Genomic DNA, 25,639 nt, shown 5'->3' on the forward strand with positions numbered 1-25,639 from the left:
TCATGAGCGAACAGGAAATCAAGGTTCCCGATCTTGGCGGGGCAGATGAAGTTGAGATAATCGAGATTCTGGTCAGTGTTGGCGATTCGGTGGAGGCGGAGGATTCGATACTGACCGTTGAAACCGATAAGGCCTCTGTAGATTTGCCATCCCCTGGTGCCGGTAAAATCACCAAGCTTTCCGTGAAGGTTGGGGACAAGGTGAAAGAAGGCGACGTGGTGGCAATGATGGACGCTGGCGGAGCTGCGGGTGGAGCTGACGATGAGCCGGAAGCGAAATCAGAGAGTGAGTCCAGTGCTGATTCTGATGAAAAGCCCGAACCTGAAAAGCCCAAGCCAGAACCGAAGAAAAAGTCTGGCGGCTCCCGCACGGAAACGGTGTTGGTTCCGCCTCTGGATGGCATGGAAGACGTGCCGGTTATCGAGGTCAACATATCCGAAGGCGACACCATTGAGGTAGATGCGTCTTTGGTAACGGTTGAGTCCGATAAGGCATCCATGGATATACCATCTCCATACGCCGGCAAGGTAGTGAAGGTTCTGGTGAATGAAGGAGACAAGTTGTCTGAGGGCGACAAGCTCCTGGAAATGACGGTCGCCGACGACAGCGACGAGGACGATGAGGGTCAGAGCGAGACGGCTGCCGACTCTGGCCAGGAAGCAAAGCCTGAACCTGAAGCCGATGATAAGCCGTCGAAGGAGCCCGAGGCACAGCCCCAGAGCTCAACCTACGAGCCGCCTGCGCCGGGTTCCAGAGTTCATGCTGGCCCGGCCGTGCGCAAACTGGCTCGAGAGCTGGGTGCCGATATGGCTCGCATCAAAGGGTCTGGCCCCAAAAGCCGGATTCTGAAAGACGATGTGAACGACTATGTTAAAAGCCAGCTGCAACAAACTCAGCAAGGGAGTTCAGGCGCTGGTACGGGGTCTGGAATACCGGGCGTGAAACTGCCAGATTTCAGCCAGTTTGGCGACATTGAGCGTGAGCCTATGTCGCGAATGATGGCAGTTACCGCGAGCAACATGCAGCGAAGCTGGCTGAACGTGCCCCACGTTACCCAGTTTGAGGATGCGGATATCTCCGATATGGAGGCATTCCGAAAAGCCCAGAAAGCGGCTGGTGAAAAGAGGGGCGTGAAGATGACGCCTTTGCCTTTTATTCTTAAGGCCTGTGCAACGGCATTGGCAGAGCTACCGCAATTCAACGTGTCTCTGGATTTGGAGCGCAAAGAGGTGGTTCGCAAGCAATACATTCATATTGGTATTGCTGTGGATACGCCCAACGGGCTGATGGTTCCGGTGATTCGCGATGTGGATCAGAAAGGCCTTTGGGAGTTGGCGGCGGAAAGTGCCGAGCTTGCCCAGAAAGCCCGTGACAGGAAGTTAAAGCCTGCAGAGATGCAGGGCGCTTGTTTCACCATTACAAGCTTGGGTGGAATCGGTGGTACGGCTTTCACGCCAATTGTGAATACGCCAGAGGTGGCGATTCTTGGGGTGTCCCGGGCTGCGATGAAGCCTGTATGGGATGGAAGCGAGTTTCAGCCGAGGCTGATGCTACCGCTGTCGTTGTCTTACGATCACCGTGCGGTGAACGGGGCTGATGCAGCACGCTTTACCTCATTGCTTAGTCAGCTGCTTGGGGATATTCGTTCCCTTTTGCTGTGAAGCTGGCCAGACAGGCTTCCAGGCTATGAAATTTGGGGGCAGCAAAAGGCGGGCGTAACAAGCCCGCCTTTTGCGTTTTGGTATGGAGCAAGGCAGTCCAGAGTTACTGATCCAGAGCAACGAGCGTATTTTCAAACCCGCTAGACTTGTCATATTTAGTCAGCAGGTAACAAACGTATGAGCGCACAGCTGAATTTCGCGGCAATAATCTACGACAGCGATGAGCAGGCAGTGGATAAATTGCTGCACAAGGTGGCAGCAACCCTGAGTCGGCGAGGCGATCGAGTTGCTGGTTTATCCATGGCATTGAATGAGCATGGGTTACGGCGAGAACCCATGGCGCTACAGGATCTGGAAACGGGTCAGGAGTATTCCATTGCCCAGAACCTTGGAAAAGAATCGCAATCCTGTTGCCTCGATCCCCGCGGGTTGGCAGATGCAACGAGCGTGATACGCGGATTGCTAGAGCAGCCACCCAAGCTGGCGGTTGTTAACCGGTTCGGCCAGCAGGAAATCGGCGGCAATGGGTTCCGCGCGGAATTTGTTCAGCTACTTGCTGCCGGCATTCCGGTTTTAACGGTGGTGAAGCGGAAGTTCCTTTCTCAGTGGCATGATTTTGGTGGTGAAACCGCGGTTGACTTGCCGTTCTCCGAGGCAGCAGTGCTGCATTGGTGTGACGGAGTTTTAAGGGGGCAATAGCACCAGATGTGCTGAAGCATTAAGTGGCGTAGTATAAGTGACTGATCCGCACACCTACTTACTTGCCTACGCCGGCAACTCTACTATTTTTATAGGCTTAACTGCTTTTCCGAGAGAGATCTATGAACAAAGAACCTGTCAGCCGCGAACTGTTTGATGAAGTTATGGTACCCAACTACGCACCGGGCTCTATTATTCCCGTGCGAGGCGAGGGTTCTCGAATTTGGGATCAGGATGGCCGCGAGTTTATAGATCTTCAGGGTGGTATTGCCGTGAGTTGTCTCGGGCATTCGCACCCAGGGCTGGTGGGTGCCCTGGTGGAGCAGGCGGAGAAAATCTGGCACCTCTCTAACGTGATGACCAACGAGCCTGCTTTGCGTTTGGCTAAAACTCTGTGCGATCTCACATTTGCTGAGCGGGTGTTCTTTGCCAACTCCGGTGGTGAAGCCAACGAGGCGGCGTTCAAGCTGGCACGTCGTTATGGCTGGGAGCACACAGGCCCGGAGAAACACGAAATTATCTCTTTCAAGAACGCCTTCCACGGCCGTACCTTATTCACCGTGAGTGTGGGCGGGCAGGCAAAGTATCTGGAGGGATTTGAGCCTGCGCCGGGCGGCATCCACCACGCAGACTTTAACGATCTGGAATCCGTCAAGAAACTGATCTCCAAGGCAAAGACCTGTGCGGTGGTTGTGGAACCAATTCAGGGTGAGAGCGGAGTGGTTCCAGCCGACCCTGAATTCCTGGAAGGCCTGCGCAAGCTCTGTGATGACAACAGCGCTTTGCTGATTTTTGATGAGGTGCAGTCCGGGGTGGGCCGTACAGGTCATCTGTATGCATACGAGATGTATGGTGTGGTACCAGACATTCTTACCAGCGCCAAAGGCTTGGGCGGTGGTTTCCCGGTAGCCGCCATGCTGACCACTGCAAAAGTTGCAGCCAGTCTTGGCGTAGGCACCCATGGCAGCACCTATGGTGGCAATGCCCTGGCTTGCGCGGTTGCCCAAAAGGTTATCGATACCGTAAGCCAGCCCGAGATCCTCAAGGGTGTGAAGGCCCGTTCTGACCACCTGCGTAAAGGTATGATGGATATTGGTGAGCGTTATGAACTCTTCAGTGAGGTTCGCGGGGCCGGGCTTTTGCTGGGTTGTGTGCTGACCGAAAAATGGAAAGGAAAGGCGAAGGACTTTCTCAACGCCGGCCTGGATGAAGGTGTGATGGTGTTGATTGCTGGCGCCGATGTTATTCGATTGGCACCTTCGCTGATCATTCCGGATACCGATATTGATGAAGCGCTTGAGCGCTTTGAAGCAGCGGTGAAGAAACTGACTGCCTAGGAGCTTTTATGTGGTTGGTACGTCCGGCACTACCCGATGACGTGAACCAGATACTGGAGATAGCCGGCGCGGCGGGTTCAGAAACCGCCCGTCTCTCATCCACGCTGCCCCGGCAGCGTGATGCGCTTGCAGAAAAAATAAAACACTCGCTCACCTCTCTCGCCGGTAAAACAATTGTCGGCAGCCAGTTGCCACGATTTCTGTTTGTTCTGGAAGATACCGACACAGGCAGGGTTCATGGTGTAGCAGGTCTAGATGCCCGTGCGGGCAATGGCCAACCGTTTTATAACTACCGCCGGGATGCATTGATTCATGCCTCCCACGAGCTAGGCATATCAAGCCGCGTAGACGTACTCTACCCGAGCCACGGTCTGACCGATCACACATTGCTTTGCTCGTTTTCCATTACGCCTGAGTTGCGCAACACGGAAGCCTTTGAGCTCTTGTCCCGAGCCCGAATCCTGTTCATCGCCGAGCATCGCGACTGGTTTACCCAGCGGGTTGCTGTGGAAATTCAGGGCGTGCAGCACGAGGATGGCAGTGTGCCCTTCTGGGACAGTTTGGGGCGTCACTTTTTTAATATGGATTTTGAAACAGCTGACCAGCACTCGGGCGCGCTCAGTAAAACCTTTATTGCGGAGCTTATGCCGCCGCACCCTGTGTACGTCACTTTGCTTTCCGAAGCGGCGCAGGAGGCGTTAGGGCAGCCTCACGAACTGACTGTGCCAAACCTTGAGTTGTTGCAGAGAGAAGGTTTTCAGGCGGGTTGCTATCTGGACATTTTCGATGGTGGGCCGGTGCTGGAAGCGCGCACCGACGCCCTGCACACATTGGTAACCAGTCAGCGCAAAGCCCTCCATGGCTCTGTGAATGATGCTGGCGATGGGAGCGGAGATCTTTGCCTTATTGCCGCGGGTGGTGGCGCTGGGTTCCGTTGTACGCTTGCTCGTGCTGCCGGCACGCTTGAAGGTACCCTCAAGGTACCTGTGAAGGTCTGGGGTTTACTCGACAAGACTGCAGGTGATGAAGTGAGGGTAGCGCCATGCTAGTCATTCGACCACTTCAGCAAACTGATCTTGAAGATCTTTACGCCATGGCTCAGAAAGCGGGCAAGGGACTGACCTCGTTGCCGGCCGACCGGGACATGTTGCAGCGTAAAATCAACCAGGCACAGGAAACCTTCAATCAGCGTTGTGCACCGGAAGCGGGCCTGTACCTGTTTGCCCTGGAAGATACGGATACTGGCAAAGCGGTAGGGATCAGCGGTATTCAGGCCCGGGTGGGTCTGGATGAGGTGTTTTATAACTATCGGCTCAGCGTTACCGTAAACGCCTCCAAAGAGCTGGGTGTGCATGTGCGAACGCCAACACTGCACCTGTCAAACGACATGACAGACACCAGTGAGATCTGTTCCTTGCTGCTATCCAGCGATTACCACGGTGGCGGCAATGGTCTGCTTTTGTCCCGCTGTCGCTTCATGTTTCTTGATGAGTTTAGAAAGCACTTCTCTGAAAAAGTATTTGCGGAAATGCGCGGTGTGTCTGATGAGCAGGGAATGAGCCCGCTTTGGGACGCGCTGGGTAGCAAGTTCTTTGATATGGAATTCATAGAAGCCGACATGCTGTCCGGGCTTGGCAATAAGGCGTTTATTGCTGAGCTGATGCCCAAATACCCTATATACCTGCCTATGCTGCCGGATTCGGCACGGGCGGTTGTCGGCATGGTTCATGGTAATACGGCTCCGGCGCTTACCATGCTGAAAGCCGAAGGGTTTAACTTTAATGGCATGGTCGACATCTTTGATGGTGGCCCGGTGGTTGAGGCATTCGTGCACACCATTCGCACAGTTCGGGACAGTTTCAACCGCTATGCCTCTGTGACCCGAAAAGCCATAGATCTCGATGTGCCGGCGGATAAGCGGGTGATGATTTCCAATCGCTCGTTCCGTAACTTTCGGGTAACTACGGTGCCCGCCAGTTGCGTGGGTATAGACACAATCAGCCTTCCACCGGAAGTGGCAGAGGCCTTGCAGATAGAGTCGGGCGACCCGGTTCGGCTGGCCCCCCTTAAGGAAAGGACTCAGGCACCGGCCAAAGCCGCGAGCTAAAAACGTACAATTCCAGTAGCAGGAGAGTGAGTGATATGGCAAACCTGACCGGCGAACTGTTTATTGGCGGGCTTTGGCTTCAGGGCCATGGGGCCGCATTCGAGTCTGTTCAGCCCGTTACCGGCAAGGCCGTATGGGAAGGTACTGGTGCCAGCCTGGCTGATGTGGATGCAGCCGTGCGCAGCGCGCGGGATGCCTTCCTGAAATGGCGGCGCAAGAGCTTTGCCGAGCGCCTTTCGGTTGTTGAGGCTTTTGCTGAATTGCTGGAAGCAAACAAGGAGGAGCTGGCCCACCAGATTGGCCTGGAAACCGGTAAACCCCTTTGGGAGTCCCGTACGGAAGTGGCTGCCATGGCCGGCAAGATCGGCATTTCGGTGAAAGCCTATAATGAACGCACCGGGCACACCGAATCGGATGTTGCGGGTGGCCATGCGGTGCTTCGTCATAAGCCCCATGGGGTGGTTGCGGTGTTTGGCCCTTACAACTTTCCCGGCCACCTTCCTAATGGCCATATTGTGCCCGCGCTATTGGCGGGCAATACGGTGGTATTCAAACCCAGTGAGTTGACGCCCGGCGTGGCGGAGTTGACGGTGAAACTGTGGGAGAAAGCTGGCTTGCCCGATGGTGTAATCAACCTGGTTCAGGGTGCTGCGGATACAGGCAAGTCGCTTGCGGGCCACCCTGCAATTGACGGCTTGTTCTTTACCGGTAGCTCAACGGTGGGGCATAAGCTGCATGAGCAACTTGGAGGCCAGCCGGAGAAGATTCTTGCCCTGGAAATGGGTGGTAACAACGCGCTGATTGTACAGGATATTTCGGACATCGATGGCGCGGTCCATCACGCTCTGCAGTCGGCGTTTTTGTCTGCTGGGCAGCGCTGCACTTGCGCCCGCAGACTGCTGGTTCCAAAGGGCACGAAGGGCGATGAGTTTCTCGATCGCCTTGTGGCGGTGTCTGCACGTATTCAGGTTGGAGAGTTTGATGATAAACCCCAACCGTTTATGGGCTCGGTGATTTCTGCACAGGCGGCAGAAAAACTTTTGGCTGCTCAGGCCAGCATGCTCGAAAAAGGCGGAATATCCCTGCTGGAGATGAAACAACTCAAACCAAACACCGGCCTTCTTTCTCCAGGGATTGTGGATGTAACCGGGTTGGAGCTGCCGGATGAGGAGTTCTTCGGGCCGCTATTAACCGTCTATCGGTACAAGGGTTTCGATGATGCCCTGGAGCTGGCTAACAACACCCGTTATGGGCTTTCTGCCGGCTTGCTTTCGGACGACAGAAAGCTCTACGAGCGGTTGCTGGAAGAGGCAAGGGCGGGCATTGTTAACTGGAATCGCCCTTTGACCGGCGCCAGCAGTGCCGCACCTTTTGGTGGCGTAGGCGCCAGCGGAAATCATCGGGCCAGCGCCTATTACGCTGCAGATTACTGCGCTTGGCCTATGGCCTCTCTTGAAGCGGGCAAAAGCGAGGTGCCGGAAAGCTTGTCGCCGGGCCTTAACTTCGATTCCTGATTGGCAACGTTGAGCTTTATTCCCTGAATCCGGATGGACGGAATTCCCAGACATGGCAAAACATGCGGTAGAAGCAAACTTTGATGGCCTGGTTGGCCCAACCCACAATTATGCGGGCCTGTCTTGGGGCAACGTGGCATCGAAGTCCAATGTGAATGCGGTATCCAACCCCCGGGAGGCTGCGCTTCAGGGGTTGGCAAAAATGAAGCGCCTGTCGGATCGAGGCTACGTACAGGGTGTATTGCCACCCCATGAGCGTCCTCATGTTCCCTCTCTCAAAGCGCTCGGGTTCAGCGGCACGGATGCGCAAATTCTGGCGCAGGCAGCCAAGTCCAGCCCGTCGATTATGGCGGCTGTGGCGTCAGCTTCGTCCATGTGGACAGCCAATGCAGCGACGGTTTCTCCCAGTGCCGATACAGACGACCACAGGGTGCACTTCACCCCCGCCAATTTGAGCGCCAAGTTCCATCGCTCCATTGAGCACAGGGTAACTGGCCGCATGCTCAAATCTATCTTTGCGGACGAGGGGTACTTTGCCCATCATCCGGCGCTGCCATCAGTCAGCCACTTTGGCGATGAAGGCGCAGCCAACCACACCCGGCTTTGCGGCGGGTATGGTGAACCGGGGGTGGAGCTGTTTGTGTATGGCCAGATTGCATTTAACGAGCAAGCACCGGCTCCGAAAAAATACCCGGCCCGGCAGACTCTTGAAGCCTCACAGGCAATCGCCCGTCTGCACGGCCTCAAAGATGGCCATCTGGTATTTGCCCAACAAAACCCTGCAGCCATTGATGCGGGTGTCTTTCATAACGATGTTATTGCGGTAGGTAATGGTAATACGCTCTTCTACCACGAGATGGCGTTTCTTGATGAACAGCGGGTGCTGTCAGATATTCGTGCCAGGTTGACTGGCGCTGAACTGGAGGCCGTTCGCGTAAGCAGCGGGGAAGTGCCGATTGCGGATGCAGTCGCGTCTTATCTTTTCAACAGCCAGTTGCTGAATACGCCCGATGGTATGTTGCTGGCGGTTCCGGGTGAGTGCAGGGAAGTGCCCTCTGTGAGCAAGTACCTGGATAAGCTGCTGGCCTCTGGCGGGCCGATTACCGCGGTGGAAGTGTTTGATGTGAAGCAGTCCATGCGCAATGGCGGTGGCCCTGCTTGCCTGCGTTTGCGAGTGGTTCTGAATGACGACGAACTAAAAGCCATGCATCGGGGTGTGATTCTGACGGATGCGCTGTATGAGCGCCTGACAACCTGGGTTGAAGCCCACTACCGTAGTGAACTAAGCAGGGATGACCTGGCGGATCCCATGCTGCTGGAAGAAGTACGCAAAGCGCTGGATGAGCTGACCGGAATTCTGGGGCTGGGTTCTATTTACGATTTCCAGATGTAGCAGCTTCCCCCACTGGTCATAAAAGCATGGTCAGGGTGCGGCAATCGAAGCAGCCAGCATGTCCATAGTGTGCCGGATAAGGCTTTCGGCCGGGAAGTTATCGCCACTTTCGCTGGCTTCGGATTGGCATAGCAAAAGCGCACCGTGCAGTGCCCCGCGCAGATAGAGCGCGGTCTGCTCCGGGCTGTGGATACGTTGACGGCTCATGGTGCCATCTTTCAGCCCCAGTTCTATGGCCTCAGTCATAAGCGTCATCAGCTCTGTCTTTGAGCAAAGCATTTCTTTGGCTTGAGTTTCATCTGCCTCAGCCATGGCGGTGGAGGCTTTGGTAAGGGCAGAGAAATAATCTGGCTCATCCAGATAGAAGCGATAATAGGATTCCCCCATAGCGCGAATTTGCGCCAGCCCCGTATCGGCAGTCAGCCGTGCCTTTCTGAAGCGTTCATACAAACTATGCCCTGCACGCAGCATGATGCCCCGTTGAATTGCCGCCTTATCCTTGAAGTAAACATACAGTAAAGCCCGGCTCAGGCTTGCCGTGCGTGCAATGTCATCCATGGAGGTACGTTCGTAGCCCTTCTCTGAAAAGACCCGTTCAGCGGCGTCCAGAATCGTGTCGTAGCGGGCCTGTTTCTCCCGTTCACGGCGTGTTTTCAGCGGTTCAGTCATCTGGCTCTCTCGTCAGGCTCTTTCAACGGTTAATTTTTCAATTGGAGAATGAAAGCTGATTATTGACATAATGTCAAAGAATGACATTATGTCGTGCTCAACGCCCCCGGATTTCCGCAGGAAGCGGTATCAACACCAACTTGAGCACGGACGAAAGGATACTTTATGACACCATCGCGCACCCCTGTTGCCCTTTTATTTCTTGCTGCCTGCGGCCTGTTCCTATCCGGTTGCATGGCCGATGATGCCCCTGCTGCCTCGGGTGAACATGCAGTTTCGGTGCGTGTTTCAGAGGTTACGGGGGGCGAAGCCCAGGAAATAACCCTGCGTTTTTCCGGCATTGTACGGTCAACCCAGCGCGCAACGCTTACCTTTCAAGTTAGCGGAACGCTTCGGGAGCGGGCCGTGGAATTGGGCCAGACAGTTGCCGCCGGCGACTTGCTGGCACGGGTGTACAATCCGGCTCTGGAACCTGCACGGGATTCGGCAAAAGCCAAGCTTGACGAGTTGCACACCCGTCACGAACAGGCCAAACGTGAGTGGGAGCGCTCAAGCCGGCTGCACGAACGAGGCGTGGTATCCGAGCAAAACCTTGAACAGATTGCGGCTCGTCGGGATTCCCTGAAGGCCAGCGTGGCAACAGCTCAAGCGGCATTGGCTGAGGCTACCCAGTTGCTGGAAGAAAGCGCCTTGCGAGCGCCATTTGGCGGTCGTGTGGAAGCGCTATTGGTAGAACGGGATGAGTTTGTGGCGGCGGGCCAGCCGGTAATGCGCTTGTCTTCACCTGAAGGTAAAGAAGTGGAAGTGCGGGTGCCGGCTTACCTGTTGGCCCACGTGGCAGTGGATGAAGAATTGCCAGTGTGGTCTGTGCAGAATCGAATCGAGGCTCCGGTACTTGGCTCTGTTGTTGAAATTGCTCAGGCGGGCGCTATCCGGGGTGAGTTGCATCCGGTTCTGGTTAGCTTGCCGATCAATACTCTGGATACCGGTGAGCCAGTTGAAGTAGGTATAACACCCACCCGGGAATCAGCCATGACTGTGCCGCTTTTGTCCGTGCTCCGCAGCGCGGATGGCATGACGGTATTCCGCGTGCGTGAAGGTATTGCGCGGCGAGTACCCATACAGGTTGAGCGTGTTGTGGGTGAGCGTGTGGTGGTGCGCACAGGTGAGCTGGAACCCGGCGATCAAGTGGTTTACGCAGGTATGACGCGCCTTGCAGACGGTGATGCCGTGGAGGTGCGCTGATGACGCGCCGGCTACTCAATTATCAGCGATTGTTGGGCATGGTGGTTACCATGCTGTGTTTGCTGGGTATTGCGGCATACAGCACTATGCCGCGCCAGGAAGACCCCTCATTTCCGTACCGGGCCGGGTTGGTGTCGGTGAGCTATCCGGGTGCCAGTGCCGATGCTGTAGAGCGATTGGTGCTCCGGCCGCTAACGGATGAACTGCGGCAGGTCGAGGAAATAGACTTTTCCCAAGGTACAGCCCGGACCGGTGTGGCGCTTGTCAGGTTGCGCTTGAACGACGATATTTACGATACAGATCCCGCGTGGGACCGCGTTCGCCAAGCGATGGAGCGTGCAAAGCAAGACTTCCCCGACGACATTGGCCAGATGGCTTTGGATGACCGCTTGATTGACAACCCGGCGATTGTTCTTGCCATAGGCGGCGCGTCTTCAGTGAGTGAGCTGACGGATGTGGCGGAACGGCTCAAAGAAAACCTGTCCGATCTGGGTGGCGTCTCCCGTATTGAACTGGAAGGGGATGCCGATGAGCAGATCACCCTGGCTCTGGATGATGCGGCGCTTTACCGCCTTGGCATCTCGCCGGCTCGAATTCTGCAAACCCTTGCTCAACGTAACCAGACCACCCCCGGCGGTTTTGTGGTTGTGGACGGTCGCCGTTTGTCTGTGCTTCCTAATACGGAGTTCGCGGATATTGATGCCATCCGGGCCACGCCCATAGAGCTTCCGGACGGTTCTCAGGTGCCACTGGCGGCGGCTGCAGACGTGTGGCGTGGCCCAGCAGAGCCACGCCAGCCAGAAACCTGGTTTGATGGTGAGCGGGTTGTATTACTCTCGTTGATTATGGAAGAGGGCACCACCGACGCGATCCGTTTTGGTGAGCGAGTGCGGGAGCGGGTTGAACAGATACGCGGGGACTTCGAGCCCTACGAAATCCGCGAGATGTTCTTTCAGCCGGATAAAGTCTCGGAGCGTTTGGATAATCTGGCCTGGAGTCTGGTGCTTTCGGTACTGATCATCGTAGCGGTGGTGTTCACCGGCATGGGCATCCGAATGGGCCTGCTGGTGGCTTCCATTCTGCCGATGGTGGCTCTGATCAGCGTTGGGCTTTACGATCTTGGCGGTGGCGTGCTGCACCAGATAGCAGTTATCGGCATGGTGATCTCTCTGGGCATTCTGATCGACAACGCCATTGTGATTGTTGAGAACATTCAGGGGCACCTTGATGTGGGCGTGCGCCGTTTGGACGCTCTGCGCAAAGCGGTTGGTGAGCTTGCGGGCCCATTGGGAGCCTCCACTGGCACCACACTTGCTGCCTTTGCTCCGCTATTACTTGCCAAGGGCGGTGCGGCAGATTTCACCCGGGGCGTGCCGGTGATGATTATGCTCACGCTGTCTGTAAGTTACCTGTTGGCGATCTCAGTGGTTCCCCTGCTGGCAGCACGCTTCCTCAAGCCTCGCCGCAATGCCGAGGCTGACCGCCTGCTTGGATTGGCGCGTTTTCTTGGTGGCATGGTGTACCGCCATCCAAAGCGCCTGATTGCTGCTGGCGCTTTTCTGGTTGTGATCAGTTTGTCCATGACGACATTTATGGCGCAACAGTTCTTCCCCAATGCCGACCGGCCTCAGGTGATTGTTGAGCTCTTTATGCCGGAAGGCACAGACCAACAGCGCACCGCTGAAGCCGCTGCCAATCTGGAGCACGCCATACGCACTCAGCCCAATGCGCTTCAGATTCATCGGTTTGTGGGCTTTACCGGCCCCGCTTTTTATTACAATCTCCAGCGGGCCCCCCAAGCGCCGAACAGAGGCCGGCTTGTGATAGCCACGCCGACGCTGGAAGACACAACCGGCATGATTCACTGGATTCGTGCCCACGTGGATGAACAGATGCCCGAGCTGGACGTAAGCGTGGGTGTTCTGGGGCAGGGGCCGCCGAGCATTGCTCCGGTGGAAGTGCGTGTGTACCACGCCGACGACAAGACACGCACCCATGCAGTAGAGCAGTTGTTCAGTGCATTGCGTCAGGTGGAGGGCACAGTGGATGTGCGGCACGATCTGGACATTGGCGTACCCAGCATCGCCATAAACGTAGACGACGCCACCGCTGCACGATACGGGCTTACCCGTGCGGATGTGGCTCAAAGCCTGTATGGCCAGAGTTTTGGTGTGGTTGCCGAGCGCTACCGCCAGGAAAAAGACCCGATACCACTGGTGCTGAGATCCCAGGAAGGCACCTCGCTGCCACTGGAACGATTGCTTTCAGTGAATATCTATAACGAGCGAGGGCAAGCGGTACCGCTGTCTGCTGTGGCCAGCGTGGAGACAACTTGGGAGCCAGCTGCACGCTACCTGCGTAACGGAACCCGGCTGAACACCGTGACCGCAAATCTGCTGACGGGCTACAGCTTCAGCCAGGCGCTGGATGGGCTGCAACGAGCGCTGGAAGATAACCCTCTGCCTGAAGGTACCCGTATGGAAATGGGCGGCGATGCCGAAGGCTCAGGCGACGCTAACGGTGCTCTGCTAACAGCCGCGCCCATTGGCATACTCTTGCTGCTCTTCTTTTTGCTGTTGCAGTTCAACTCCTTCCGCCGGGTTGGCATTATCCTGCTGACCGTACCCCTGGCCACCGTGGGTATATTCCCCGGCTTGGTACTATCTGGTTCGCCCTTCGGATTTCAGTCGATGTTGGGCGTGATCGCACTGGTGGGCATTGTGGTCAACAACGCCATAGTGCTGCTGGATGTGATGGACAGAGAGTTGGAAAACGGCGAGAACATCCACGAAGCCATGCGCAAAGCCGTAATACAGCGAACCCGGCCCATCCTGCTGACCACAGCCACCACCGTAGCCGGCTTGTTGCCGCTTGCCTTCTCGAGCTCCACACTTTGGCCGCCCATGGCTTGGGCGATTATCTCAGGGCTACTGGCTTCAACTGTGCTGACCCTGCTGGTGATCCCCGCGGTGTGTACGCAGCTGATCAAGGTGAAAGTGGCTGAACCCGAAAACGCGGCGGCGTAGCTCTGTGCCGGCGGAGCTTAACGGGGCCTGATCAGTAGACCCACCCGCTGGCCAACCGGCACGTCCCGGTTCGGGAACACAATCGCCTCTGGAATCTCGCCAACCTTGTAACAGGTATCGTCATCCTCCCAGATGACGGTACCCGGGGCGTACTCGGTAAAGTTGGCCACATCATCTGGAATGTGAAACTGAAAGTTTTTCCCTGTATTCAGAATCTCGTACACCACCTCAAACACCGTGAGATGGTCAAAGGGTGGTTGTGTGGCAGGAGCGGGTTCACCACAAAACCGCCGCCGAAGTGCATTTTTAATACCCTCGAATCGAGTGAGATCATTCATACCGAACGGATGAACCTTGCCCAGCTCCACCGTAAAACTTTCAGCGTTCAGCACGAATGAAGAAAACGATGAAAACGTAGTGCCTGCCTTATGCTGCAGCAACAAAGTTCCCACCTCGGCCTCCAGCAAAAAATCACACTGCGCCTCAGGCACCTGCCGGCCCTCTACAAACGGATAAAGCGCAAACTTCTCCCGCTGGGAAGGCCTTATGGCGGTATGTAAATCATAGTGAGAAAGGGCCTGTGGGTGCTCCATGGCAAACTGCCGACACACCTCCTCAAGAAACCGCGCCCGATCCGCTTCCGGCAGACCGTCATACTCCGGCTTGCCATGAGTCCCATTAAATAGCCGGTTAAGATTTACATCTAAAAACCGCTCCCCGGCCACCATGGCTGGCGGGTTTCCCAGAATCAGCAGCAGCGGAACAGCCAACTGCCACTCTTCGTTCAACAGCTCGCTGAGAAGCGTGTTAAGAACCTCTATGGGGGCGGTTTCATTGCCGTGAATTCCGGCTGAGACAATCAGCGCCTCTTGATTCGGATTGGCACGATCAGGTGGCGGCGTAAGCTGTAAAACACCAACCGCTTTGCGGATTATGTGGGTGCCATCGGGGAGGGTGGCAGAGACTTTCGGAAGATCGGCTGTGGCATTGGCAAGCGTGTGAGCTAGCCAGTCAGGGCTGGATTCAAAAAGTTCCCGACTAGGAATCATGGAACTCCCTTTATGTTCAGGACCCAACAGGCCGCTGATGCCGCAACAAATGATTCTCAAGTTTGCGGAACGCAAACACCAGAATAAAGGTCAGCACCATGTAGCAAAGCGCCACAAAAATAAACGCATCAAACGGCGCATAAAACCGCGAATAAATATTCCGCGCAGCCCCCGTAAGATCCACAATCGTTACCACACTCGCAATCGCACTCGAGTGCAGCATGAAAATAACCTCATTGGAATACGCCTGCACCGCCCGCCGCGCCGCACTTGGCAACACAATGCGCCGCATCCGCATAAACCAATTCATACCGTAAGCCTTCGCCGCCTCAATTTCACCATGGGGCGTAGAAATGATCGCTCCACGGATAATCTCAGTGGTGTAGGCGCAGGTGTTCAATGTGAAGGCCAGCAGGGCAGGGTAAAACGGCTCCCGGAAAATCTCCCACCAGAAGGTTTCCTGAATGCCGGGAATCTGGGCGACGCCATAGTAAATAATATACAGTTGAATCAGCAGCGGCGTGCCACGGAAAAGATAGGTGTAAAGCCACACAGGGCCAGACACAAACGGGTTTTTAACCGTGCGAAGAATCGCCAGAGGAACCGCAAACACAAGCCCGATAATCAGGCACAGAAATACCAGTTGAACGGTCGTGACCATCCCATCCCAGTACTCCATGATGGTCATGGCCGTAAAAATGTCGTTCTTGTTAAGCCAGGCAGCAATAAAGTCGGGTGGCATTATCAAGTCTCCTGAATCACGCCGACATTGGCTCGTTTATCGAGCCACTTAATGAAAAGCTCGGAGCCTGCCGTAAGGGCGAGATACACAAACGCCACCGGAATGAAAAAGTGAAAGGGCATGCGCTCCGCCTTGGCTGCTTCCTCTGCTACACGCACCATATCCGTGAGGCCGATAATAGAAACCAGAGCTGTGGTTTTGAGCAAAACTTGCCAGTTATTGCCAATGCCGGGTAGGGCATGGCGCAACATTTGTGGAACCATCACTCTGCGGAAGGTGTGCCATTTGCTAAAGCCGTAGGCTCGCGCCGCCTCAATCTGTCCGGTTTCAACTGCCAGAAAGGCACCTCGAAAGGTTTCTGTCATGTAGGCCCCGAAAATCAGCCCGATGGTTATCACGCCAGAAATGAATGGATTGAACTGGAAGAAAAAGTCGACTTCATAGGTTTCCCAAATATAGTCGGAGAGCATATTCACGCCCACCTGGCCGCCATAATAGAACAGCAGCATCATCACCAGATCAGGAACACCACGAATCAGGGTGGTGTAAGTGGTCGCAATGCCCACAGCGACACGGCTGTTTGACAGCTTTGCAGCCGCGCCAATAAGCCCGAGAATCAATGCCAGAGCAAGAGACAGGAAAGCGAGTTCTACGGTAACAACTGCCCCGTTCAAAAGGGCCGGACCATAGCCTTTCAGATCAAACATGGGAGTGTCCGGTAGTCAGGGGTAGCCACTACGGCTACCCCTGGGGCTGGAAGTATCAGATCTTAACGGTCAGACTTTTACGTCGTAAGCGAAATACTTTTTCATGATGGCATCGTAGGTGCCGTCTTCTTTCAGCTTACGCAGGGCCGCGTTCACCTCTTCGGCAACGTCTTTGTCGCGCTTGCGCATGGCAACGCCCACGCCTTCACCCAGCTTTACGGGCTCGCCGACTTCCTTGAAGCCTTTCTTGGTCAGAACGGTCTGTTCGCCTACCGGGTAATCAACAAATACGACATCCAGGCGCTGGCCTTCGAGGTCCAGAACCATGTCATCTGCGGTGGTGTAACGCTTGATGGTTACTACGCCGCTCATTTCTTCGGTAACAAAGGTGTCCATAGTGGTGCCGCGCTGAACGCCTACAGTTTTACCTTTCATGGCGCCCATATCGGTAACGTCTGCATTGAAGCTGTCCGGGCCAAACCAGCCGCCTGGCGTGTTGTAGTACGGCTCAGAGAAAAGAACCCGCTCCGCACGCTCCTCCGTGATCGACATGGAAGACATGATCAGATCGAATTTACGGGCCAAGAGGCCAGGAATCATGCCGTCCCAAGCCTGAATGACGAACTCGCAGTCGGCCTTCATTTCTTCACACATGGCAGCGGCCAGATCAACTTCGAAGCCTGTCAGCTCACCATTTTCATCTTTGTATTCGAACGGCTCATAAGGTACGTCGAAAGCAATGCGCAAATTACGCTCGTCTGCCTGTGTACCTGCAGCAAACATGGCGAGGGCGCAGCTTGCTGCAATCATCAGTTTTTTCATGTGTCACTTCTCCAGTGTATCGCCTCTAGGGCGTTATTTTTTTGGAAACTATATGTCCAACAGCGATAAAGATAGCACCGCCTGTCAGAACTTGGGAGCCAGGAACTGTTTCATGCGCTCCGAGTCAGGGTTATCAAACACCTTTTGAGGTGTGCCCTGCTCCTCGATAACGCCCTGGTGTAAAAACAGCACCTGAGTCGACACATCCTTTGCAAATGCCATTTCGTGAGTTACTACGATCATGGTGCGGCCTTCCTCGGCCAAACTTTGCATAACTTTCAATACTTCCCCAACCAACTCCGGGTCCAGTGCTGAGGTTGGCTCGTCAAACAGCATCACTTCCGGTTCCATGGCCAATGCTCGGGCTATGGCTGCCCGCTGCTGCTGGCCCCCCGACATCTGAGCCGGGTAGTAATCCTTGCGCTCGTATATGCCCACCTTGTTCAGGTAAGCCTCTGCCCGTTCAATGGCTTCCTTTTTAGGAACTTTAAGTACGTTGATTGGCGCTTCAATAATGTTTTCCAGCACCGTCATGTGAGACCAGAGATTGAAACACTGGAAGACCATGGAAAGCTTGGCGCGAATCAGTTCGACCTGTTTGTTATCCGCCGGAATACGCTCGCCCTTGCGGTTATTGGTAAACCTTATGGGGTCGCCGTGAACAATGATGTCACCGGAGGTGGGTGTTTCCAGCAGGTTGATGCAACGCAGAAAGGTACTTTTACCAGAGCCGGAACTGCCGATCAGAGAAACCACATCGCCTTTGCGGGTTTCGAGTGAAATACCTTTGAGCACTTCAAGCTCGGCAAAGGTCTTATGTATGTCCTTGCAGATCAAAGGCGCTTGGTCCGCCATGGATGGCTCCTGAAACTGGAAATCAAGGGCGCTTGTTTTACGGACTGTGGTTGAAGAAATCAATGCCTTACGCACACAGTATTGTTATTTTTCAGCGCCTGTAATTGAGACCACGTATTGTGGCGCAATGAGTGCTCAATGCAAGCATTTTGCTGGTTTCAGCCGCTGATGTGGTGTGGATTCCCCGCTGTTTCCGGCAAAACTGGAATGCGTATAAGCTCGCTGCCTTCGCTTTCCATGTCGCGCATGGATTCACTTACAAAGCGTACATGGGCCATGGCCACTTTCTGCGCGCTTGCGGGTCGGCCAGCCATAATGGCTTCATAGAGTTGGCGATGCTGCTGCACAATTTTCTTGCGCTTTTCGGCCCTGGGGTTGAGATTGGCGACAGATGCCTGCACCGTCATCAGCATCATGTTTTTGAGGCTGTTGAGTACATGAACCAGAATCGGATTATGCGAAGCCTCAACAATTGCCTGATGGAAGCCGTGATCTGGCCGGGCATTGCTAAGCGGGTCTGTTTCTTCCAACGCCCTGTAGGCTTTAGTGATCCGATGATGATCCAGGCTGGTTGCACGCTTGGCTGCCAGGAAAGCAGCTTGCCCCTCCAGTTGTTCCCGAACTTCCAGCAAATCGTAGAGGGTTCGTGGATGCCCTTCAAAAAGATGCATTAGAGGGCCTTGCTCACGGAGATCGTCAGACCCGGGCACCATTGTGGAAACGAAGGAGCCCTTGCCGTGGCGGGTTTCTATAACACCGCGCCCCTGAAGCTCATGAAGCGCTTCGCGAATCACCGACCGCGAAACCCGAAGGCGCGCTGCAAGTTGCCGTTCTGAAGGTATTTTTTGTTCTGGCGCCAAGCCTCCATCAAGGATAAGCCTTTCCAGTCGGTACGAGACTTCACGTGAAATAGCCATTTTCTTGCCTGCGGGGTCACTGGTCTGACCAGTGCTGGTTGTCATTGTTGTTATCTGGTTAACGCTGCCCGCAATACGACAGCCCTTTGAATATGGCTGATTGGGCCGCATTCGTCCATTTTGCCAGTTACAGAAACTGGTCTGACCAGTGGTCTCTTTACTGGACTAAACAGGTACCGCCAAGGAATATCGTTTCTGATACCGGGAATGAAGCCGGTGTTGCTCAGAGCTCTACAAAAAATATAACAACAATTTTAGCGGAGATGTCTCGATGAAACCGAGCAAGATCGATACAAATAATTGCGGAGCCGGCGCAGTTTCGCAGCGCAGGAGTTTTCTGAAAACCGCAGCCCTTGGCACCGCTCTGGCTGGTGCGCTGATGATGGGGGCAGGCCAGGCTCACGCTGCAACAACCTGGAAAATACAGTCTGTTTGGGATGCAGGCACTGTCGGTTACGACCTGTTTGAAGAATGGTGCGAGAGCATCAAGGAAAAAAGCGGCGGCGAGCTGATTTTCAAGCCGTTTCCAGCCAAGGCGGTTGCTGCCGATAACAACGCCCTGTTCGAAGCCGTGCGTAATGGCGTGCTGCAAGGGATGAACCCGTTCACCTTGTACTGGTCTGGCAAGATACCGGCATCGGTATTTCTGTCTTCCTATCCTGCTGGCCCGGATCAGCCGCACCAGTGGGACACCATGTTCTACTCCATGGGCATGTTGGAAAAGACTCGGGAAATCTATAAAAAGTATGGTCTATTTTACGTAGGCCCCATTCAGCACGATGCCAACATCATCCACTCCAAAAAGCCGGTTAACAGCTTGAGCGATTTGAAGGGCATGAAGATTCGCGTGCCCGGCGGAATGGTCGCCGAAGTGTTCCAGCAGTTTGGTGTCTCGACTGTGAGCTTACCCGGCTCTGATATTTTTCCTGCACTGGAAAAAGGCACCATTGATGCAGCGGACTACGTTGGCCCTGCGGTGAACTACGAACTGGGCTTCTCCCAGGTGACGGACTACATCATGTTCGGCCCTCCAGGTGTGATGTCTATCTACCAGCCAGTGGACTTGATGGACCTCACCGTCAACTTGCGAAACTGGAACAACCTTGATCCGAAACTGCAAAAGCTGGTGGAAGATGAAGTCCGCAATTATTCCCAGATTCACTACCTCACCATTCAGAAGCGCAACATCGAAGCCATGAAGAAGTTTCGGGCCGACGGCGATACAGTGACCCGCCTCAGCCAGGACGATCTTGCCGAGTTCCGCCGTGCCGCGATTCCTATCTGGTACAAGTGGGCAAACAAGGATGAGGATGCACGCGCCATCTTCGATATGCAGCTTGAGTACATGATGAACGACACCGTTGGTTATGTGAGCGAGTCTGATCTGGAAGGCGTCAAAGGCAAGTAAGCCTGCGTTACCTGAAAACAATAAAAGCACAGTGGGGAAGGCTTGGGACTGCTTCTGAAAGCGGAGCACCTCCTTCCCCGTTTTATGGCTGAGGTAGTAAGCGTATGTCTGATCTGGAAGGCTTCGGATTTGTAATGCCGCACTGGATGTACTGGGGCTGGCTGGCGGTGATGCCGCTCATCATGATGGGGTGGCACAAGTGGGCTTGCGCTCGGGGCGGCGAACCCGCAGAGCCGGGCATGACGCCGGGTGAGTTGCAGGCAATGGAAGATGACCCTTTGGTTTACCTGAAGTTCGAAGGTAACTGGTTTACCCGCATTATTGACTGGATCAGTGAGAAATCTGGCGAGTTTGTCGCCTTTTGGACGGTCAACGCAGTGGTTTTCTATTTTTTCGAAGTCGTCATGCGGTACATGTTCAACCAGCCCACGGTGTGGGTGCATGAAGCCAGCTTCCTGTTGCTGGGCATGCAGTACCTGCTGGCCGGCGCCTTTGCCATGCTCCATGGCGCCCATGTGCGTGTAGATGTGGTTTACAACCTCTTGCCGGTGCGGGGCAGGATCGGCATGGATATTTTTACCTCAATGTTTTTCTTCGTGTTTGCCTTGGTACTCATGGTTACCTCCTGGACCTTTTTCGAGAACTCATACTCCATGAATGAAACCACTGTTGAGACCTGGGGCATTCAGTACTGGCCGGTTAAAGGCATGATGATGCTTGGCTCTACTTTGTTGTTGCTCGCGGGCATATCCAAGCTCATTAAGGATATTGTTCTATTTGTTCGCCTTGGACAGGAGCGTGCCGCATGACTACCAGTACACCGACTGCTTCAGGGCCTACTCTGTCGGGTAAGCTCGGCACCTGGCTGATGATTCTGGCCACCATAGGCTTCGGGTTTGTCATCTGTGTCGAGATGATCAACATCCTGTTCTACGATCCATTCAGCGACGACAAATTCCTTTTCAAGTTTGCTGGCAGTCTTGCCAGTGTTGAAATCGGCCCGCTTACCTATCTGATGTTTGGCTCGCTTTTCGTTGCCCTGATGATGGGCTTGCCACTGGCCTTCGTTACGGGTGGCCTCGGGGTGCTGTTCGTGTATCTGGTAGGGGATGCGATGATGCTCAACATCGTGCCCAGCCGGATATTCCCGATGATGACCAACTCCGATCTGGCTGCGATTCCGCTATTTATTTTCATGGCGTCCATGCTGGAGCGTGCGGGGCTGATCGAGGAAATGTTCAGTGTGGTCTACAAATGGATGGGCGGCCTAAGTGGTGGTCTTGCAACAGCAACCATACTGGCCTCCACGCTTTTGGCTGCTATGGTGGGGGTAATCGGTGCTGCGGTTGTAACCATGGGCATCATCGCTCTGCCTGCCATGCTGAAACGTGGCTACGACCACAAGATCGCCATTGGCTCCATTATGGCGGGCGGCACCTTGGGTATTCTTATCCCACCCTCCATTCTTGCCATTCTCTATGCAGTGGTGGCGCAGCAGTCGGTTGGCGAGCTTTACCTGGGCTCCGTTATTCCCGGGCTGATGCTCTCGAGCCTTTATATTGCGTATGTTCTGATTCGCAGTTGGCTTAACCCAAGCCTTGGGCCGCCTGTTCCGGTTGATGAGCGTATTTCCCTGCGGGAAAAGCTGCTTCTGCTGAAAGGCCTGATTGCTCCCCTGATTTTGGTGGCATTGGTACTTGGCCTGCTGTTCGGTGGCATAGCCACGCCGGTTGAAGCCGCGGGTATCGGATCGTTCGGTGCCATCGTGGTCGCCATTATGCACGGCAAGTTCAACATTAGTGGACTGCGTGAAGCCTCCATAACCACGGCTAAAGCCTCTGCCATGGTGTTGTGGATCATGTTCGGGGCGTCGGTGTTTGTTGGCTTCTACATTCTCCAGGGTGGTCAGCAATTTGTAACTGACTCCATTCTGAGTACCGGCATGTCGTCCTACGGCATTTTGTTCCTCTTGATGGGATTGCTGATCGTGCTGGGCATGTTCCTGGATTGGGTTGGCATTCTTCTTTTGGCTGTCCCTATCTTCATCCCAATCGTGAAAGCGCTGACGTTTGAAGGCCTTTTCGGATTGCCGCCAGTAGATGGCGATGACGTCGTGCTCTGGTTCGGGGTGCTGTATCTCGTGAACATGCAGATGTCTTTCCTTAGCCCGCCTTTTGGCTATGCACTGTTTTACATACGTGGCGTGTGCCCTCCGGAAATATCCATGGGCACTATCTTCAAATCCTCCCTGGTGTTCCTTGCCATTCAAGCCTTTGGTTTGATGGTGTGCATCGCTATTCCGGGTGTTGTCACCTGGTTGCCAGGGCTGGTTTACGGCTGATCCATTCTGGAGGTAAGTAACATGTTAATGATCAAAAGACTTGATCTGGCCGAGGCTCGGCAGCTGATTGCCGGAGCGGCTGAAAAGGCCCGGGAAATCGGAGTGCCCATGTGCATTGCTGTTGTCGATGAGTCTGGCAATGTGATTGCCTTCGAGCGTATGGATGGAGGAAAAATCACAAGCGTTACCATTGCCCAGGATAAAGCGTTCACGGCGGCGGCGGCCAAGAAAGCTACTCACGAATATAATGCCGTTAACGTGCCTGGCAGCCTGGCTTTCGGTATCCATACAGAAGTGGGCGGGCGCGTAAGTTCTGTGGGCGGAGGTTTGCCCGTGATTGTCGATGGCGAGGTTGTGGGTGGTATCGGATTAAGTTCCGGCACGCCACAGCAGGACATGGATTGCGCCCAGGCGGGAATTGATTACTTTGCAGCCCAGAGAGGCTGAAACAGGCGGTTTGAGGAAGGCCTTATGAAAACCAAGCCAACCATCAGCAAAGCGGAGCTGGCTGAACAGCTCCGGGCCTTTGTTGATGCAGATTTCGTTATCACTGATGACGAAACCATGAAGCCCTACGAATGCGACGGCATGTCCATGTACTGCGAAATGCCGTTGCTGGTAGTGCTGCCGGAAACCGTAACCCAAGTGCAGCGGATTATGCGAATCTGCCATAAGCATGGGGTTCCGGTTGTTGCCCGCGGAGCGGGTACGGGGCTCAGTGCAGGTGCCATGCCGAACAAAGAAGGCGTGGTGCTGTCGCTTGCCAAGTTTAATCGCATTCTGAACATCGACCCGCTGGCACGAACGGCCAGCCTGCAACCTGGGGTTCGCAACCTTGCGATCAGCGAAGAGGCGGCTCAATACGGCCTTTACTACGGCCCAGACCCTTCATCACAAATTGCCTGCACCATTGGTGGCAACGTGGCGGAGAACTCGGGTGGTGTGCACTGCCTTAAGTACGGGCTGACAGTACACAATCTCCTCAGTGTGGAAATAGTCACCGCTGAAGGTGATGTGGTAACTGTGGGGAGCGACGGGCTGGATAGCTGCGGCATGGATCTACTCGCCTTGCTAACCGGATCTGAAGGGCTGCTGGGCGTGGTAACAGAAGTGAAGGTAAAACTTCTGCCCAAGCCTGAAGTGGCACAGGTGGTGATGGCCGGTTTCGACAGCGTACAAAAAGCGGGTGATGCAGTTGGCGGCATTATCTCCCACGGCATTATCCCAGGTGGCCTGGAGATGATGGACGGCTACGCCATTGTGGCGGCCGACGACTTTGCCGGTGCCGGCTACCCCCGAGACGCAAAAGCACTGCTTCTTTGTGAAGTGGATGGCACCGAAGAAGAAGTACACGAGCACATTGCCGAGGCGGAAGAGGTTTTTCGCAAACTTGGCGCCACCTCGGTTCGCACCTCCCAAAGCGAAGAGGAGAGGGCGCTGTTATGGCTGGGGCGGAAATCTGCGTTCCCGGCCGTCGGTCGAATATCCCCTGATTACTACTGCATGGATGGCACAATTCCTCGTCGACATATTGCTTATGTGCTGTCCGAGATGGAAAAAATGTCTGCAGAGTTCGGCTTGCGCGTCGCCAACGTATTCCATGCCGGTGATGGCAATTTGCACCCGTTGATCCTGTTTGATGCAAACGTGCCGGGAGAGTTCGAGCGTACCGAAGCCTTTGGTGCGGCAATACTGAAAATGTGTGTGGATGTTGGTGGTTGTATTACCGGCGAGCATGGCGTGGGCGTGGAGAAGATCCGCCAGATGGCGATTCAATTCAACGATGAAGAACTTCAGCAATTTCACGATGTGAAAGCCGCGTTTGATCCAACAGGCATTCTCAATCCGGGCAAAGCTGTGCCTGCGCTGAAGTACTGCCAGGAATATCGGTCACTCGAATACAAACAACACAAGCACGAACATACGGAAGCCGCACAACATGGCTGATATCTCTCAACAACTGCAGGAGCAAGTGCTCCAGGCCCGCGCTGGCGGGGAGAAGCTCAACATAGTGGGCGGCAACACCAAAGCCTTCATCGGCCGGGAGCCCAGTGCAGATGCCGGCACCCTCAACGTGAGCGAGCACACAGGCATAGTGGATTACCATCCCGTAGAGTTGGTAATGACCGTACGTGCAGGCACGCCCCTGGCTGACATTGAAACGGTGCTAGCTGAGCAAGGCCAAGCGCTGCACTTTGAGCCTCCCCACTTTGGCCCCGAATCCACCATTGGCGGCACGCTCGCCTGCAACCTGTCTGGCCCAGCCAGACCCTGGACTGGATCGGTGCGAGATCAAGTTCTGGGCATTCGCCTGATTAACGGCAAAGGCGAGCATTTACGATTTGGCGGCGAAGTGATGAAAAACGTCGCCGGCTATGATGTCTCCCGCCTCCAGGCCGGCGCTTTAGGCACCTTGGGGCTCATCACTGAAATCAGCCTGAAAGTAATGCCCAGCCCGGCAGCCAGCCTGACGTTAGTTCAGAGCATGGGCATAGACGAAGTCCTCCACTACATGAACAGCCGCTCAGCCGAACCCAAACCCATCACAGCCGCCTGCTGGGTAGACGGCAAAGTCTATCTGCGCCTCTCCGGAGCCAAATCAGCTGTAGAAGCCACCGCAGAAAAGTGGAGTGGTGAGGTAATGGAAGCAGGCGCAGAATTCTGGCGCTCAGTACAAGACATGCAGCACGACTTCTTCACCGGAAGCGACGAAGCACTGTGGCGATTCTCCGTTAACTCCACTGCTGCGAACCCCGCCATCGAAGGCGACTGGTTCATCGACTGGGCAGGCTCCCAGCGCTGGTTCCGGGGTGCGGGACAGCTGAGCGACATGGAACCATTGGCTCGCGCCGCTGGCGGACAGGTCAGCCTGTTCCGGGGTGGTGACAGAAGTGGCGAGGTGATGCACAGCCAACCGAATGCGCTTAAAACAATCCAGCAGCGGGTGAAAAACTCGTTCGACCCCGACGGAATATTTAACCCGGGCAGGTTATATAGCTGGATGTAGATTCGCCAAGGTCAGAACAGCGATGGGGCGGATAACTCTCTGAAACTGTGCGAAGCCATGGATGGCGTAGCCAAGCGTACAGGGAAGTATTCACAGCGTGTTTCAGAGAGTTATCCGCCTCATCGCGACACCACCGATTT

Annotated in this window: 22 protein-coding genes; 15 read left to right on the plus strand and 7 right to left on the minus strand. The window is 54.9% G+C overall.

Features of this window, described 5'->3' with window-relative positions; all coding sequences use genetic code 11:
- The first annotated feature begins 2 nt into the window (after positions 1–2).
- The 7 genes from aceF to astB all read left to right on the plus strand — a co-directional run bounded on the left by aceF (position 3) and on the right by astB (position 8,711).
- Positions 3–1,661 carry a dihydrolipoyllysine-residue acetyltransferase gene (gene aceF, locus AADB16_RS05260; RefSeq protein WP_410801829.1) on the plus strand — a complete coding sequence of 553 codons (1,659 nt, stop codon included), beginning with the start codon at positions 3–5 and terminating at the stop codon, positions 1,659–1,661.
- 177 nt (positions 1,662–1,838) lie between these two features.
- Positions 1,839–2,360 (plus strand): DUF2478 domain-containing protein, encoded by a 522-nt coding sequence (locus tag AADB16_RS05265; protein ID WP_410801830.1) that lies wholly within the window; start codon positions 1,839–1,841, stop codon positions 2,358–2,360.
- Between the two features lie 122 nt (positions 2,361–2,482).
- Positions 2,483–3,697 (plus strand): aspartate aminotransferase family protein, encoded by a 1,215-nt coding sequence (locus AADB16_RS05270; protein WP_410801832.1) that lies wholly within the window; start codon positions 2,483–2,485, stop codon positions 3,695–3,697.
- 8 nt (positions 3,698–3,705) lie between these two features.
- Positions 3,706–4,746 (plus strand): arginine N-succinyltransferase, encoded by a 1,041-nt coding sequence (locus AADB16_RS05275; protein ID WP_410801833.1) that lies wholly within the window; start codon positions 3,706–3,708, stop codon positions 4,744–4,746.
- Complete coding sequence (gene astA, locus AADB16_RS05280) at positions 4,740–5,804, plus strand: arginine N-succinyltransferase (protein WP_298449193.1); 1,065 nt, start codon at positions 4,740–4,742, stop codon at positions 5,802–5,804. The genes AADB16_RS05275 and astA overlap by 7 nt, the downstream gene beginning before the upstream one ends.
- Before the next feature lie 35 nt (positions 5,805–5,839).
- Positions 5,840–7,318 (plus strand): succinylglutamate-semialdehyde dehydrogenase, encoded by a 1,479-nt coding sequence (astD, locus tag AADB16_RS05285; RefSeq protein ID WP_410801834.1) that lies wholly within the window; start codon positions 5,840–5,842, stop codon positions 7,316–7,318.
- Positions 7,319–7,370: 52 nt separating this feature from the next.
- Positions 7,371–8,711 carry an N-succinylarginine dihydrolase gene (astB, locus tag AADB16_RS05290; protein WP_309043777.1) on the plus strand — a complete coding sequence of 447 codons (1,341 nt, stop codon included), beginning with the start codon at positions 7,371–7,373 and terminating at the stop codon, positions 8,709–8,711.
- 30 nt (positions 8,712–8,741) lie between these two features.
- On the opposite strand, the gene AADB16_RS05295 is transcribed toward astB, so the two are convergent.
- Positions 8,742–9,380 carry a TetR/AcrR family transcriptional regulator gene (locus tag AADB16_RS05295; protein WP_410801836.1) on the minus strand — a complete coding sequence of 213 codons (639 nt, stop codon included), beginning with the start codon at positions 9,378–9,380 and terminating at the stop codon, positions 8,742–8,744.
- A gap of 165 nt (positions 9,381–9,545) precedes the next feature.
- Here AADB16_RS05295 and AADB16_RS05300 point away from each other — a divergent pair, with 165 nt between their 5' ends.
- Together AADB16_RS05300 and AADB16_RS05305 are read left to right on the plus strand one after the other, a co-directional pair.
- Complete coding sequence (locus AADB16_RS05300) at positions 9,546–10,625, plus strand: efflux RND transporter periplasmic adaptor subunit (protein WP_298449185.1); 1,080 nt, start codon at positions 9,546–9,548, stop codon at positions 10,623–10,625.
- Positions 10,625–13,651, plus strand: a complete 3,027-nt coding sequence (locus tag AADB16_RS05305; protein WP_410801838.1) for an efflux RND transporter permease subunit — start codon at positions 10,625–10,627, stop codon at positions 13,649–13,651. Before AADB16_RS05300 ends, AADB16_RS05305 begins: the two co-directional genes overlap by 1 nt.
- A 17-nt stretch (positions 13,652–13,668) precedes the next feature.
- On the opposite strand, the gene AADB16_RS05310 is transcribed toward AADB16_RS05305, so the two are convergent.
- The 6 genes from AADB16_RS05310 to AADB16_RS05335 form a co-directional block, all read right to left on the minus strand.
- Positions 13,669–14,700: a succinylglutamate desuccinylase gene (locus AADB16_RS05310; protein ID WP_410801840.1), complete on the minus strand. Its 1,032-nt coding sequence runs from the start codon at positions 14,698–14,700 to the stop codon at positions 13,669–13,671.
- Positions 14,701–14,716: 16 nt separating this feature from the next.
- A complete protein-coding gene (locus AADB16_RS05315) occupies positions 14,717–15,442 on the minus strand; it encodes an ABC transporter permease (RefSeq protein WP_298449178.1) in 726 nt (241 codons plus the stop codon).
- A gap of 2 nt (positions 15,443–15,444) precedes the next feature.
- On the minus strand, positions 15,445–16,149 hold the full coding sequence (locus AADB16_RS05320) for an ABC transporter permease (protein WP_200202930.1): 705 nt from the start codon (positions 16,147–16,149) through the stop codon (positions 15,445–15,447).
- A gap of 69 nt (positions 16,150–16,218) precedes the next feature.
- Positions 16,219–16,971, minus strand: coding sequence for a transporter substrate-binding domain-containing protein (locus AADB16_RS05325; RefSeq protein ID WP_309043775.1), 753 nt, complete (start codon positions 16,969–16,971; stop codon positions 16,219–16,221).
- An 84-nt stretch (positions 16,972–17,055) separates the two neighbouring features.
- A complete protein-coding gene (locus AADB16_RS05330) occupies positions 17,056–17,826 on the minus strand; it encodes an ABC transporter ATP-binding protein (protein WP_410801843.1) in 771 nt (256 codons plus the stop codon).
- A 158-nt stretch (positions 17,827–17,984) separates the two neighbouring features.
- Positions 17,985–18,743, minus strand: a complete 759-nt coding sequence (locus AADB16_RS05335; protein WP_410803589.1) for an FCD domain-containing protein — start codon at positions 18,741–18,743, stop codon at positions 17,985–17,987.
- 271 nt (positions 18,744–19,014) lie between these two features.
- Here AADB16_RS05335 and dctP point away from each other — a divergent pair, with 271 nt between their 5' ends.
- The 6 genes from dctP to glcE all read left to right on the plus strand — a co-directional run bounded on the left by dctP (position 19,015) and on the right by glcE (position 25,499).
- Positions 19,015–20,151, plus strand: a complete 1,137-nt coding sequence (gene dctP / locus AADB16_RS05340) for a TRAP transporter substrate-binding protein DctP (RefSeq protein ID WP_410801845.1) — start codon at positions 19,015–19,017, stop codon at positions 20,149–20,151.
- A gap of 104 nt (positions 20,152–20,255) precedes the next feature.
- Positions 20,256–20,960: a TRAP transporter small permease subunit gene (locus AADB16_RS05345; RefSeq protein WP_309043773.1), complete on the plus strand. Its 705-nt coding sequence runs from the start codon at positions 20,256–20,258 to the stop codon at positions 20,958–20,960.
- Positions 20,957–22,492: a TRAP transporter large permease subunit gene (locus AADB16_RS05350; RefSeq protein WP_309043772.1), complete on the plus strand. Its 1,536-nt coding sequence runs from the start codon at positions 20,957–20,959 to the stop codon at positions 22,490–22,492. The genes AADB16_RS05345 and AADB16_RS05350 overlap by 4 nt, the downstream gene beginning before the upstream one ends.
- 21 nt (positions 22,493–22,513) lie before the next feature.
- On the plus strand, positions 22,514–22,939 hold the full coding sequence (locus tag AADB16_RS05355; protein WP_410801847.1) for a GlcG/HbpS family heme-binding protein: 426 nt from the start codon (positions 22,514–22,516) through the stop codon (positions 22,937–22,939).
- Positions 22,940–22,963: 24 nt separating this feature from the next.
- The gene (locus AADB16_RS05360) at positions 22,964–24,439 is read left to right on the plus strand and encodes an FAD-linked oxidase C-terminal domain-containing protein (protein WP_410801848.1); all 1,476 of its coding nucleotides are present in this window, start codon (positions 22,964–22,966) and stop codon (positions 24,437–24,439) included.
- A complete protein-coding gene (glcE, locus tag AADB16_RS05365; RefSeq protein ID WP_410801850.1) occupies positions 24,432–25,499 on the plus strand; it encodes a glycolate oxidase subunit GlcE in 1,068 nt (355 codons plus the stop codon). The genes AADB16_RS05360 and glcE overlap by 8 nt, the downstream gene beginning before the upstream one ends.
- Positions 25,500–25,639: the final 140 nt, after the last annotated feature.

This window comes from Marinobacter sp. KMM 10035 (assembly GCF_046537445.1).
Taxonomy (GTDB): Bacteria; Pseudomonadota; Gammaproteobacteria; order Pseudomonadales; family Oleiphilaceae; genus Marinobacter; species Marinobacter sediminicola.

Excerpts from the sequence above, each read along its gene's own strand:
- AADB16_RS05310 (WP_410801840.1), bottom strand. The coding sequence starts at position 14,700 with ATGATTCCTAGTCGGGAACTTTTTGAATCCAGCCCTGACTGGCTAGCT.
- astD (WP_410801834.1), top strand. The coding sequence starts at position 5,840 with ATGGCAAACCTGACCGGCGAACTGTTTATTGGCGGGCTTTGGCTTCAG.
- AADB16_RS05335 (WP_410803589.1), bottom strand. The coding sequence starts at position 18,743 with ATGGCTATTTCACGTGAAGTCTCGTACCGACTGGAAAGGCTTATCCTT.
- AADB16_RS05300 (WP_298449185.1), top strand. The coding sequence starts at position 9,546 with ATGACACCATCGCGCACCCCTGTTGCCCTTTTATTTCTTGCTGCCTGC.
- AADB16_RS05350 (WP_309043772.1), top strand. The coding sequence starts at position 20,957 with ATGACTACCAGTACACCGACTGCTTCAGGGCCTACTCTGTCGGGTAAG.
- AADB16_RS05305 (WP_410801838.1), top strand. The coding sequence starts at position 10,625 with ATGACGCGCCGGCTACTCAATTATCAGCGATTGTTGGGCATGGTGGTT.
- aceF (WP_410801829.1), top strand. The coding sequence starts at position 3 with ATGAGCGAACAGGAAATCAAGGTTCCCGATCTTGGCGGGGCAGATGAA.
- AADB16_RS05275 (WP_410801833.1), top strand. The coding sequence starts at position 3,706 with ATGTGGTTGGTACGTCCGGCACTACCCGATGACGTGAACCAGATACTG.
- AADB16_RS05295 (WP_410801836.1), bottom strand. The coding sequence starts at position 9,380 with ATGACTGAACCGCTGAAAACACGCCGTGAACGGGAGAAACAGGCCCGC.
- AADB16_RS05315 (WP_298449178.1), bottom strand. The coding sequence starts at position 15,442 with ATGCCACCCGACTTTATTGCTGCCTGGCTTAACAAGAACGACATTTTT.
- glcE (WP_410801850.1), top strand. The coding sequence starts at position 24,432 with ATGGCTGATATCTCTCAACAACTGCAGGAGCAAGTGCTCCAGGCCCGC.
- astB (WP_309043777.1), top strand. The coding sequence starts at position 7,371 with ATGGCAAAACATGCGGTAGAAGCAAACTTTGATGGCCTGGTTGGCCCA.
- AADB16_RS05325 (WP_309043775.1), bottom strand. The coding sequence starts at position 16,971 with ATGAAAAAACTGATGATTGCAGCAAGCTGCGCCCTCGCCATGTTTGCT.
- AADB16_RS05355 (WP_410801847.1), top strand. The coding sequence starts at position 22,514 with ATGTTAATGATCAAAAGACTTGATCTGGCCGAGGCTCGGCAGCTGATT.
- AADB16_RS05265 (WP_410801830.1), top strand. The coding sequence starts at position 1,839 with ATGAGCGCACAGCTGAATTTCGCGGCAATAATCTACGACAGCGATGAG.
- AADB16_RS05345 (WP_309043773.1), top strand. The coding sequence starts at position 20,256 with ATGTCTGATCTGGAAGGCTTCGGATTTGTAATGCCGCACTGGATGTAC.
- AADB16_RS05270 (WP_410801832.1), top strand. The coding sequence starts at position 2,483 with ATGAACAAAGAACCTGTCAGCCGCGAACTGTTTGATGAAGTTATGGTA.
- AADB16_RS05330 (WP_410801843.1), bottom strand. The coding sequence starts at position 17,826 with ATGGCGGACCAAGCGCCTTTGATCTGCAAGGACATACATAAGACCTTT.
- AADB16_RS05360 (WP_410801848.1), top strand. The coding sequence starts at position 22,964 with ATGAAAACCAAGCCAACCATCAGCAAAGCGGAGCTGGCTGAACAGCTC.
- dctP (WP_410801845.1), top strand. The coding sequence starts at position 19,015 with ATGAAACCGAGCAAGATCGATACAAATAATTGCGGAGCCGGCGCAGTT.
- AADB16_RS05320 (WP_200202930.1), bottom strand. The coding sequence starts at position 16,149 with ATGTTTGATCTGAAAGGCTATGGTCCGGCCCTTTTGAACGGGGCAGTT.
- astA (WP_298449193.1), top strand. The coding sequence starts at position 4,740 with ATGCTAGTCATTCGACCACTTCAGCAAACTGATCTTGAAGATCTTTAC.